Source organism: Mycoplasma sp. 2248, assembly GCF_034863245.1.
Classification (GTDB): Bacteria; Bacillota_I; Bacilli_A; order Mycoplasmatales; family Metamycoplasmataceae; genus Mycoplasmopsis.
In genome coordinates, this window is record NZ_JAYFFC010000002.1 from 1 (window position 1) to 12,189 (window position 12,189).

General features: G+C 30.2%; 15 protein-coding genes. All 15 read left to right on the forward strand.

Annotated elements, in window-relative coordinates:
- Positions 1-176: 176 nt before the first annotated feature.
- The 15 genes from secY to pyk all read left to right on the forward strand — a co-directional run bounded on the left by secY (position 177) and on the right by pyk (position 12,109).
- Complete coding sequence (gene secY / locus VBM91_RS00485; protein WP_323188684.1) at positions 177-1,571, forward strand: preprotein translocase subunit SecY; 1,395 nt, start codon at positions 177-179, stop codon at positions 1,569-1,571.
- Positions 1,565-2,239 (forward strand): nucleoside monophosphate kinase, encoded by a 675-nt coding sequence (locus VBM91_RS00490; protein WP_323188683.1) that lies wholly within the window; start codon positions 1,565-1,567, stop codon positions 2,237-2,239. Before secY ends, VBM91_RS00490 begins: the two co-directional genes overlap by 7 nt.
- Positions 2,240-2,296: 57 nt before the next feature.
- The gene (gene map / locus VBM91_RS00495) at positions 2,297-3,043 is read left to right on the forward strand and encodes a type I methionyl aminopeptidase (RefSeq protein WP_323188682.1); all 747 of its coding nucleotides are present in this window, start codon (positions 2,297-2,299) and stop codon (positions 3,041-3,043) included.
- Positions 3,044-3,259, forward strand: coding sequence for a translation initiation factor IF-1 (infA, locus tag VBM91_RS00500; RefSeq protein WP_323188681.1), 216 nt, complete (start codon positions 3,044-3,046; stop codon positions 3,257-3,259).
- 12 nt (positions 3,260-3,271) lie between these two features.
- Complete coding sequence (gene rpmJ / locus VBM91_RS00505; protein ID WP_257089263.1) at positions 3,272-3,385, forward strand: 50S ribosomal protein L36; 114 nt, start codon at positions 3,272-3,274, stop codon at positions 3,383-3,385.
- Positions 3,386-3,404: 19 nt separating this feature from the next.
- Positions 3,405-3,773: a 30S ribosomal protein S13 gene (gene rpsM / locus VBM91_RS00510; RefSeq protein WP_257089265.1), complete on the forward strand. Its 369-nt coding sequence runs from the start codon at positions 3,405-3,407 to the stop codon at positions 3,771-3,773.
- A 2-nt stretch (positions 3,774-3,775) separates the two neighbouring features.
- Positions 3,776-4,165: a 30S ribosomal protein S11 gene (rpsK, locus tag VBM91_RS00515; protein WP_257089267.1), complete on the forward strand. Its 390-nt coding sequence runs from the start codon at positions 3,776-3,778 to the stop codon at positions 4,163-4,165.
- A gap of 17 nt (positions 4,166-4,182) precedes the next feature.
- Positions 4,183-5,199, forward strand: coding sequence for a DNA-directed RNA polymerase subunit alpha (locus tag VBM91_RS00520; RefSeq protein WP_323188680.1), 1,017 nt, complete (start codon positions 4,183-4,185; stop codon positions 5,197-5,199).
- Positions 5,192-5,563: a 50S ribosomal protein L17 gene (gene rplQ / locus VBM91_RS00525; protein WP_323176688.1), complete on the forward strand. Its 372-nt coding sequence runs from the start codon at positions 5,192-5,194 to the stop codon at positions 5,561-5,563. The genes VBM91_RS00520 and rplQ overlap by 8 nt, the downstream gene beginning before the upstream one ends.
- 152 nt (positions 5,564-5,715) lie before the next feature.
- Entirely contained in the window at positions 5,716-6,660 is a 945-nt protein-coding gene (locus VBM91_RS00530; protein ID WP_323188679.1) for a phosphate acyltransferase, read from the forward strand.
- Between the two features lie 2 nt (positions 6,661-6,662).
- A complete protein-coding gene (locus VBM91_RS00535) occupies positions 6,663-7,859 on the forward strand; it encodes an acetate/propionate family kinase (RefSeq protein WP_323188678.1) in 1,197 nt (398 codons plus the stop codon).
- A complete protein-coding gene (gene coaD / locus VBM91_RS00540; RefSeq protein ID WP_323188677.1) occupies positions 7,846-8,307 on the forward strand; it encodes a pantetheine-phosphate adenylyltransferase in 462 nt (153 codons plus the stop codon). The genes VBM91_RS00535 and coaD overlap by 14 nt, the downstream gene beginning before the upstream one ends.
- A 4-nt stretch (positions 8,308-8,311) precedes the next feature.
- On the forward strand, positions 8,312-8,905 hold the full coding sequence (gene yihA / locus VBM91_RS00545) for a ribosome biogenesis GTP-binding protein YihA/YsxC (protein WP_323188934.1): 594 nt from the start codon (positions 8,312-8,314) through the stop codon (positions 8,903-8,905).
- Complete coding sequence (locus VBM91_RS00550) at positions 8,892-10,505, forward strand: MAG1430 family protein (protein ID WP_323188935.1); 1,614 nt, start codon at positions 8,892-8,894, stop codon at positions 10,503-10,505. Before yihA ends, VBM91_RS00550 begins: the two co-directional genes overlap by 14 nt.
- Positions 10,506-10,675: 170 nt before the next feature.
- Positions 10,676-12,109 (forward strand): pyruvate kinase, encoded by a 1,434-nt coding sequence (pyk, locus tag VBM91_RS00555; RefSeq protein WP_323176682.1) that lies wholly within the window; start codon positions 10,676-10,678, stop codon positions 12,107-12,109.
- Positions 12,110-12,189 lie beyond the last annotated feature (80 nt).

The window sequence follows — 12,189 nt, forward strand, 5'->3', positions numbered from 1 at the left end:
GATAGGTTTAAAAGTATATTAAGATGTATTCAGACATTTTAATGAATTATTAAAATAACTATTCAGTTTTCAAAGAATATTTGACACCTTTAATGGTGTTTTTTTATTAACTCAAACTATGAAAAAAAATATTTTGTTATATAATACCAATATATTTTAAAAAAGGGGCGAGCACATTGGGTAATTTAATCTATAAAACAAAAAATAGATTAAGAGCATTCTTCACAAATAAGGATTTAACGAAGAAGGCTATTTTTACTTTACTCATGTTGGCTATCTATATTTTAGGAACGACTATAACATTACCATTTGTAAAGATTAAAAATGAAGACGCAATTAGTAGTAACTCTTTTTTAAATACATTAAACTTAATTGGTGGTGGAGGACTTAGACAGTTCTCGCTATTTGCTTTAGGTATTAGTCCATTTATTAATGCTTCTCTTATAATGATGATTTTACAATCAAAAATATTCCCTCCAATTTATAAATTAAGTCAGAGTGGGCCGCAAGGTAGAAGAAAAATAAATATTATTACTAGATTGTTAACAATTGTTATTGCTTATCCACAAGCTGTTTTCTTAATTAAAACACTTGGTAATGGAAATAGTCAATTCATTGAGTTGGATGGATACGGAATTGTATCAAAAGAATTTTTAACATTCTTTATGATCCCGATGGTTTTAACTTCTGCTTCATTATTTGCTTTATTTATTTCAGAACAAATCACAAATAAAGGAATCGGAAATGGAACAAGTTTAATTATTTTCACAGGTATTGCTGCTAGATTACCATTCCAATTTAAAGAAGCATTCTTACATTACATAGGTGTTGATTTATCTGGTTCAAGTGGCGCACTTGTTGGTATAGTCAACTTCTTTACATATATACTTGTTTACTTACTTGTTTTAATGATTATAGCTATTGTTTATGTAGCAGAAAGACATGTACCTATTCAACAAATAGGAGCAGGTAGATCTAAATCTAAAAAAGACATTGGTTATTTACCTATTAAACTAAATCCAGCTGGAATTATGCCTATTATCTTTGCTATGATGGTTTTATCATTCCCAACAATGATTGCAAACATACTACCAGATGATAATGCATCAAAACAATGAATTAACCAAAATATGCAATTTACTCAACCAATTGGATTTACATTACTTATAGTTATTATTTTTGCTTTCTCATTAGTTATGGGTATTCAACAATCAAAAGTTGATAAGATAGCTGAAGATTTTGCTAAAAATTCAACATTTATTCCAGGTGTAAGACCAGGAGAAGAAACACAAGATTACTTAATTGGGATTGTATTTAGATTAAGTGTATTTTCATCATTCTATTTATTAGCATTAGGAAGTATGCAATTTATTGAAATTATGGCAGGCATTTTACCTAGTGTAATTTCGTTTGGTGGTACAGGACTTATGATTTTAGTAAGTGTTGCACTTGAAACAGTAGGGCAATTACAAGCAAGAATTAAATCAAATAATTTATCAAAAGCAAAAAGAGAGTCAATTAAAAATATTGAAAGCAACTCAGCAGAAAACGTAGAAGGTTTATTATGATAAATAAAATAAATAAAAATGTGATTTTTATGGGACAACCAGGAGCAGGAAAAGGTACTGTTGCTTCTTTGTTGTCAAAAACAAGCAATTTAATTCATTTATCAACAGGTAACATTTTTAGAAACGAAATAGCACAAAAAACTGAACTTGGTCTTAAAGTTCAAAACATTGTGACAACAGGTGGATATGTACCTGATGAAATCACAAATAAAATTGTTGAAAATGCAATCTTAAAATTAAAAGAAAATAACGAATTTTTTATCCTAGATGGTTTTCCTAGAACTAAAGCCCAAGCCGAGTTCTTAAATTCACTTAAAGACTTTGAATTTGTAGTTATTGAGCTTCAAGTAAATAATGAAGAAATCATTAAGCGTTTAAGTGGTAGAAGAACATGTGTAAATTGTGGTGCTGGTTACCATGTAGACTTCCAACCACCTAAAGCAGAAGGTGTTTGTGATGTTTGTTCTAATCAAATTGTTCAACGTGCAGACGACACACCTGAACGTATTGAACACAGATTAAAAATCTATGAAGAACAAACAAAACCATTAATTGACTACTACAAATCACTTGATGAATTAAGAGTTGTAGATGCTTCAGCTACACCTGAAGAAGTTGCAAAACAGGTACTTGAAATTTTGCAAAAAAGTGATAAAATAAATAAACTTTAAAATATCTAACATATATGTTAGATTATTTTATTTTTTACAGAGAAAGGTGATCTAATTATGTCTTGAGTAAAAACAGAAGAAGAAATTCAAAAGATTACCAAATCTTGTCAAATCTTGGCAGAAGTCAAGCAAATAGTTTGAGACTTTGTAAGACCAGGGGTTTCTTTAAAAGATATTGATCAATTGGCTTTTAAAGAAATAATCAAACGTGGAGCCAAACCTGCATTTAAAGGTTATCAAGGTTTTCCAAGTACAGCATGTATATCAGTTAATGAACAATTGATCCATGGAATACCTACAGATCGTATCGTAGAAGAAGGTGACATTGTTAGTGTTGACTTAGGATGCATCTGAGAAGGTTTTTATAGTGATAGTGCCTTCACTAAACCGGTCGGAAAAGTTTCGCCTCTAGATCAGAAACTTATTGATGTAGCTAAAGGAGCTTTTCAAGCTGGATTAAAAGCGATTAAAAAAGGTGCTAGAACAGGTGATATATCTTATGCAATAGGTGAATATATCCATAAGCACGGTTTATTTACACCAAGAGACTTTTGTGGTCATGGAATCGGAAGAAGATTACATGAAGATCCTAATATTTTCAATGAAGGTAAAAAAGGAACTGGTCCATTACTTAAAGATGGTATGGTAATTTGTATTGAGCCAATGATTGCCCAAACTAATAAATTTATTCAACTTAGAGATGGGTGAACAATAGTTAGCGCCAATAATACAAGAACAGCTCATTATGAACACACTGTACTCATCAAAAATGGAAAAGGAATCGTGTTAACGAAAGGAATCTAATTGGCAAAAGATGCTATTAAAATAAAAGGTGTTGTCAAAGAAGTTTTTACAATTGATGATTATTTAGTAGAACTTGAAAATGGCATCACAATTAAAGCTCATATTTCTGGAAAGATGAGAATTAACCACATTCGTATCTTACCAGGTGATTCAGTTGATGTCGAAGTAAGTCCTTATGATACAACACAAGGACGTATTACTTACAGACACAAGTAATAAGGAGAACTAATGAAAGTTAGAGCAAGTGTTAAAAAAATGTGTAAAGACTGTAAAATCATTAAACGTAGAGGAATTATCCGTGTTATTTGTGTTCAACCAAAACACAAACAAAGACAAGGGTAATCATTAGAAAGGATTTTAAATGGCTAGAATTTTAAACGTCGAAATCCCAAACAATAAACGTGTTGTTATTTCATTAACATACATTTATGGAATTGGAAGAACATTAGCAAAAGAAATTTGTAAAGTAGCAAACATTAGCGAAGATGCTCGTGTAAAAGATTTATCAGAAGAAGAATTATCAAGAATTCGTGAAGCAGCTAAAGTTTACACAACAGAAGGTGACTTACGTAGAGAAGTTTCATTAAACATCAAACGTTTAATGGAAATCAAATGCTACCGTGGAATGAGACACCGTAAAGGATTACCAGTTCGTGGACAAAGTACTCAAAAGAATGCTCGTACACGTAAGGGTCCAAGAAAAACTGTAGCAGGAAAGAAAGGTAAATAATAATGGCTCGTAAAACTAAGAAAAAGAACATTACAAGTGGTGTAGCACACATCCACTCAACAAACCAAAACACAATTGTTACTTTTGCTGATGAAAACGGGAATGTTATTGCTTGAAGTTCAGCAGGAGCAATTGGATACAAAGGTACTAAAAAGAAAACTCCATATGCTGCCGGTTTAGCTGCGCAAGCTGCTGCTGAAGCTGCTAAAGAACACGGAATCAAAACAGTTAAAGTTGAATTAAAAGGTCTTGGAGCTGGAAAAGATGCTGCTAGAAAACAAATCGAAGTTAGCGGTATTACAGTAACAGAAATCAAAGATGTTACACCAGTTCCACACAACGGAACAAGACCACCAAAACGTATCTTAAAACGTGAACGTATGAAAAAATAATTCAAAAGAGGTAAACAATGGAAAAAATGAAAAAATTGGTTTACTTAGATAAACCTGTAATCCACAAAAGAGATGATGTTGCTGAAACAACTTTTGTATTAAGAGGTCTTGAAAGAGGTTTTGGTAATACATTAGCTGTTCCTTTAAGAAGAACATTATTATCAACAATTTCATCATTAGCACCATTTGCAGTTAAAATCGAAGGTGTTGATCATGAATTCCAAACAATCAAAGATGTTACAGAAGATGTTATTACTTTATTAATGAATTTACGTAAAGTTCGTTTTGCTTACAACCCTAACATTGTTAAAGACAATGAAATTGTAAAAGTTACATTACAATCGGAAGCTCCTGGAGAAGTTACTTCAAGATCACTTAAAGTAGTTTCACACCCAGGTGTTCAAGTTATTGATACAAACATTAAGTTAGCTACAGTTATGAATGCTAAGGCTCTTAATGTTGAAATTTACTTACGTTCAGGACGTGGATTTGTTTCTTTTGATGAAAACAAAGCTTACATTTCTAAACGTAAAAAAGATGATTTAGCTCCAATGAGTGACATTAAAAAAGGTGAATTTATCGCAGTTGATTCAAACTTCTCACCAATCAAAAAAGTTTACTACAACATCAAAGAAATGAACTCAGCTTCAAACAGAATTGAAGAAGAACTTGAGTTTAACATTGAAACAGATGGAACAGTAGATGCAAAAGATGCTCTTAGACAAGCAGCTGACATTTTAATTGGTCTTCTTGAAGTAATCGGAGATACAGATAAAATGAAAGTTGATATCTTTGAGGAAATCGTTGAAAAACCAGAAGAAAAACAAGAAGATGATATCGATATTTCACAAATGAACTTATCAGTTCGTTCAGCTAATGCACTTAGAAAAATTAAGAAAACTAAATTATCACAAATTAGAGAACTTACAGTTTCACAATTAGAGCAAACAAAAAACTTAGGTAGAAAATCAATTCAAGAAATCATTGATAAAGTTAAAGATTACGGTTTTGAATTAAGAGAAGGAGATGAGTAATATGGCAAACCCAACACAAATCTATTCACGTGACACTAAATGAAGAAACGGTGTGATGCGTTCACTTGTTAGTGAATTATACGTAAACGGGAGAATTGTTACAACTTTAACAAGAGCAAAAGAATTAAGAAGACACGCTGAAAAAATGATTCAAAAAGCTAAAAACCCTACATTAGCAAACAGACGTGCTGTTGCAGGTTTCTTACGTCCAATTAAAACTAAAGATGGTAAAGCTGTATTATCATACTTATTTGATGATATTGCACCAAAATACTCACAAAGAAACGGTGGATACACAAGGATTATTAAATTACCTCGTCGTCAAGGTGATTCAACACGTATGGCAATTATTGAATTAGTTTAATCTTTACTTTTTAATAATAAATATGAGTTTTATATATAGATATCAGTTTACATTCAAACTGATATTTTTTTATTTAACACTAAATAACTTAGTTATATACAATTACATAAAACTAAACTATTGGTATAATATAACAAACTAAAAAGGATACTATGCTTTTACACTCAATATTTTGAAAAATTAAACATAAAAAGCACCAATACACAGTGCTTTTAATAGATACTTATTCACCTTCTCAAAGATTCTGAATAAACAAATTAATGCTCAATAAAAACATCATAATCAACTACTTATCATTTGAAAACTCAAATGATAAACATGATGTTTTTGTCTCATTTGACCAAATCCAAAAAGTTAAGCAAAACTACATACAATCTAGATTAAAAAAACAACCTAATTTAGATTTAAATCAACTTGACCTTGAGTTTGATTCAAACACTAGAAACATCATTGGTATGCACATTGCTAAAACACAAAAATATGACGTTGTTGTGGGTGGATATAACACAACTTCAAAATCATTTTATCGTAGTGCTCTAAGGGTTTTAGATAAAACAACAACCACAATTTCATCAGCAATGGTGCTTAATAAAAAATCACAAACTTATGTAGTTTCTGATCCTTCTTTTATTATTGAACCAACTGAAGAACAATTAGTTGATATAACTAAAAATGCTATGGACTTTAGCAAAAAAGTTCTTGATAAACCAACTGGTGCATTTATGTCCTTTTCAACAAATGGTTCAAACTCAAGTGCACAAGCTTTAAAAATGTCAAATGCAGCAAAATTGTTTTCAGAAAAATATCCACATGAAAATGTGTATGCAAGTGAAGTTCAAGTTGATGCAGCGTTAAATAACAAAATAAGAGAGAAAAAAGATTTATTTAATTACCAAGATGCTAATGTATTTGTGTTTCCTGATTTAAATTCAGCTAATATATCTTACAAATTTATTCAGCAGTTAGGTAAATTCAATGCGTATGGTCCTTTTGTTTTAGGATTTAATCAAACCGTTGCAGACTTATCAAGGGGAGCAACGACAAAAGATATAATAGGAACAATTCTTATTTCGATTTTAAACACAAACAAGGAGTAATAATGAATAAAAAAGTTTTAGTAATCAATGCAGGAAGTAGCTCAATTAAATTAAGTTTATTTGATAAAGAATCATTAGAATTAATCGCTAGTGGTATTGCTGAAAGAATTACATTACCTGAGGGAGCTATTTCAATTAAATTCAATGGTCAAAAATTTGAAAAAACAGTAGCAATGCCAAATCACGAAGTTGCTGTTAACAAATTATATGAATTAATGGAAGAAATTAACTTAATCCACCAACCAGAAGAAATTGAGTACATTGGATTTAGAATTGTTCAAGGTGGTACATACTTTAACAATACAGCAAAAATCACAGATGAAGTAATTAACATTGTAGATAAAGTTTCAATTTATGCACCATTACACAACCCAGGAGCAGTGCAATCAATTTACGGATTTAGAAAAGTTTTCCCACACGCTAAATTATCAGGTGACTTTGATACAGCATTCCATACAACAATTAACAAAGTAAATAGCTCATATGCACTACCGAAAGAATTAGTAGAAAAATACGAAATCAAAAGATATGGTGCTCACGGAATTTCACACCAATACATTACAGAAAAACTTGCTCAAATCTTAGACAAAGAAACTGTAACATTTGTTAATATGCACTTAGGAAACGGCGGTTCATTATGTGCTGTTAAAGATTCAAAATCATTTGACACATCAATGGGGCTGACACCATTAGCTGGAATAATGATGGGAACAAGAAGTGGTGACATTGACCCTTCAATTCATCAATTTGTTATGAACGAATCAGGTTTAGACATCAATCAATTCACAGATATTTTAAATAAACAAAGTGGTCTTTTAGGTGTTTCTACAATTTCTTCAGATATGAGAGATATTTGTGCTGCAGCAAACAAAGGAAATGTAGATGCACAATTTGCACTTGAACTTTACTCACAAAAAATTGCTGACTATGTAGCAGTTTATGCAAACAAAATTGGTGGTAAACCAGATGCGCTTGTTTTCACAGCTGGAATTGGAGAAAACACACCTATTATTAGACAAATGATTGCAGACAAATTATTCTTCAAAAACATTAAATTAAATTCAGAAGTTAACTATGGACCAATTGGTGAATTCGCTTTAATTTCTGCACCTGATTCAGAAGTTCCAGTTTATGTAATTAGAACAAATGAAGAATTAGTTATTGCAAGAAATGCAATTAAAATTTATGAACAAAACTAAAATAGCTTTATTTCCTGGATCATTCGATCCATTTCATAAAGGTCACGAATCAATAGTGCAAAAAGCTACCGAGCTTTTTGACAAACTTTATGTTGTTGTAACTTACAATCCTGATAAAGATAATATTGAAAGAATTGAAGAAAATTTTGAAGCAATTAAAAATAAATATCAAGAAAACGATAAAGTGGTTGTCTTAAAAAACTACTTTGATTTAACAGCTGATTTAGCTCATCAATTAAATGTAAAATGACTTGTACGTAGTGCTAGAAATCAAACTGACTTTAATTATGAACTCAAATTAGCTACAGCAAATAATGCTTTAAATAATAGTCTTGAAACAATCATAATAATGCCTGATTATGAAAACTCAAATATTTCTTCAACTCAAATCAGACAACAACATAAAGAACAAATAGAAAAAGCAAAACAAAACAAAAAAGGAATTTAGGACAATGTTTAAATTTATTAAATCATCTACAAACAGGGCAAATTGATACGAACATCCAAATTATGAAGTCGCTTTTTGAGGTCGCTCAAACGTTGGAAAAAGTTCATTAATCAATGCAATTGTTGAAAATAAGAAATTAGCAAAAACATCTAAGACACCAGGTCGTACACAATTAATTAACTATTTTGAAAATGAATTTGGAGCAGTTTTAGTTGACTTACCAGGTTATGGTTACGCAAAAATTTCGCAAACTCAAAAAGATAAAATGATGAAGATGATTTATGAATATTTGATAGAAAGAGAAAACCTTAGATGTGTTTACTTACTAATTGATTCTAGACACGGAATTACTAATACAGATGTTCCTGAATTAAATTTTTTAATATCAAATAATATAAACTTTAAGTTAGTTTTCACAAAAACTGACAAACTTAAACAAAAAGACAAAAACCAACTATTAAATCACATTAAAAGCTTACGTAATGAACTTGGAAACTTTGAGTATTTCTTAGTTTCTTCAGAAAAAAAAGTCGGAATTGAGCAACTTAGTGATGATTTAACACAAACTCTTTCAGGAGATGAAAATGAAATTGACTAAACAAACATTAAAACCATTATTACTTTTAGGTGGTTCAGTTGTTGTTCTTGGTGGAATAGCAGCTACATCAGCATTATTGGTTAAACAATCAAAGAAAAAAACTAATATAGATTATGCAGATTTTAATCTAAATGTTACCGGTTCATTAACTAAAGATAAACATTTAGCTTCTGAATATGTAACAAATCCATTAGTTCCTATTAGTGGAACAAGATGAGATAATTCAGCTTGAATTAAAGAACTTACAGCTGCTAAAATCCAAACTGAAAGTGATAAAAATCAAGTTGATAATATTAAATCATTTGAATTAACAGCAAGCAATGGAATGGTATTTAATGCGATTGCTCAAGAAGCTAGAGATCAAGGTTATAGAATTGAATTTGTTTCATATGCAAACGATTTAACAGGTACATTATTGCTTAAAATGTTAGTTAAAGATAAAAATGCAAATACAGTTAAAACTCACATTTTTGAATTAACTGGTTTTGCAACATTGTCTACTAAAAATCCATATGCTAATTTAACGATTGCTACATTAACTGCTGATACTGAAAAATTATTTAGAGAATTCAAATCTTCAGACGCGTTAAAAACACACTTTGAAGTCTTAGAGCAAGATAAAAAAGTTGAATTTATTAAAAATCATTTCTCAACAAAAGAATCATCTAAATTGACTAATTTTAATTGAAGCAGTCTGCAAGTTGCATTTGAGGACAAAATAATGAAATTAAGTCTTTCATACAACTTAAATGTATTAGCTGCTACAAAAGAAAATTTAAGTTCACAATCAGTGTTTAATTTAGAAGAGAATAATAAAGTTGATGCTAATGTTGATTTATCATTCTTAGATGCTGTTAGACCGACAATTGAAAATTATTCATTAGTTTCAACAGGTTCATTAGATAAATCAACTCATTTAGCTTCAGAATTTACTAGTTCTCCAATTCTTCAAATCGGTGATACAAATTGAAACAAAGATAAATGATTAGCAGAACTTAAAACTCAAAATGCAATGACTTCAGAACAAGCTGCTAAAACTGACACAGGTAAATCATTTACATTTGTTTATAATGATGATGCAACAACTGAAAATATCTTCTACACTATGTCAAACATCGAATTTACATCATATGCAAATGATGAAACAGGAACTTTATATTTACAATTTAAGAAACTAAATAGTGAAAATGAAGCTACAGAACAATATGTTTATGAGTTAACAGGATTTGCAACAGTTGCTGCAGATAATAAATATTCAACATTAATTACTAAATCACTTACATTAAGTGAAGAAAAATTAAAAACTAACTACTCATCTATTCAAGCATTAAACGATTATGTAACTACTTTAAATGAAGAAACTAAACCTGAATTTATCAAAGCTAACTTTGATTTACAAGTCAATGATTTAGTTGCAATTGATTGAGCACAATCAACAATTACAATGACAGATAACACATTAAATGTTCATTTAGTATTCAATCAAAACGTTTTAAAAGCTACAAAAGATGATTTAACTGCTAAATCTGTATTTCCATTAACAAGTGATAATACAATTGAACTTAGTCAAGATGTTTCATTTTTAAATCAACAAGCTTAATAAATTATTTGTGTACACAATGTTCTAACAATTAGCGCATTGTGTTTTTTTATTCCTTGTGCATAGGAATAAAAATATAGAACTAATTACAAACTACCATAAGGTAAAACTTGAAAAATGTTGTAAAATATGTTTATATTTTAAATATATATTTAATTACTAGGAGCAATATGAAAATTACTGATAAAAGAACTAAATTAGTTGCTACAATTGGCCCATCAAGTGATAACTATGATATGTTATTATCATTAGTTCAAAATGGTGTAACAACAATTAGAGCAAACTTTAGCCACGGTTCACACGAAGAACAATTAAATAAATTTACATTAGGAAAAAGAGTTTCACAAGAATTAAAAGTTCCAGTTTCTCTTATGTTAGATACTAAAGGACCTGAAATTCGTATTGGAAAAATGAAAGATGGAGCTCAAGTTGTGCAATCAGGTACAGAAATGATCATCTACACAACACAAGATAAATATCTTTCGCACGAAGGTACATCAACAGAAATTACAGTTGCATATGATATGGCACAAGACTTATCTGTTGGAAACCAAGTTTTAATTGATGATGGTAAATTATCAACAGTAGTTACAGAAGTTGGAAATGGCTACGTAAAAGTTAAAGCTGAAAACACACACAAATTAAAAACAAACAAACGTGTTAACTTACCAGGTGTAGACTTCTCATTACCATTCTTAGCTGAAAAAGACATCAACGACGTTAAATTCGGAATTAAAAGTGGAATTAACTATGTTGCTGCTTCATTCGTTAACTCAGCTAAAAACGTTAAAGAATTAAGAAAATTATTAGATGACAACGGTGGAAAACACATTCAAATCTTCTCAAAAATTGAATCACACTTAGGATGTGTAAACATTGATGAAATTATTGAAGCATCAGATGGTATTATGGTTGCTCGTGGAGACTTAGGATTAGAAATTCCTTACTACGATGTTCCATACTATGAAAAAATGTTCATTAGAAAATGTCGTGAAGCTGGTAAACCAGTTATCGTTGCAACACAAATGTTAGACTCAATGGAAAACTCACCACACCCAACACGTGCTGAAGTTACAGACGTTTACTACGCAGTTGAATTAGGAGCTGACTCAACAATGCTTTCAGGAGAAAGTGCAAACGGTTCATTCCCATTAGAGGCTGTTAAAACAATGTCAGCTATTTCAAGAAGAGCAGAAAAAGAATTCTACTCAAGAAACTACTACGAAATTCAATTAGAAAAAGTTTGAAAAAATTCAGATCAATCAAACAAACGTTCACAAATTGCTTACTCAATAGCTCAAAAAGCACAAGAAGGAAAATACAAATATGTTGTTGTTTTATCAAGAACAGGAGCTTTATTAAAAGAAGTTGCTAAATTCAGACCTAACTCAACAGTTATTGGTATTGTAAATGATCCATTATTAATCAATGCATTCGGTTCATATTCATCAGTATGAAACTCAGTTGATTCAGAATCATTATTCCCACTTGTAAAACAAGATCACGAAAATGCTGTTTCAGCATTAGAACCATACGGAATTCAACAAGGAGACGCTTTCTTAGTTGTTGAAAACGATCAAATTACAGAACACGTTGTTAAGTAATTTGCATTAAGTAATTAATTACTAAAACACCTATGTATTAGGTGTTTTTATTTTTACCCTCAAAAAATCAATTTGCTATA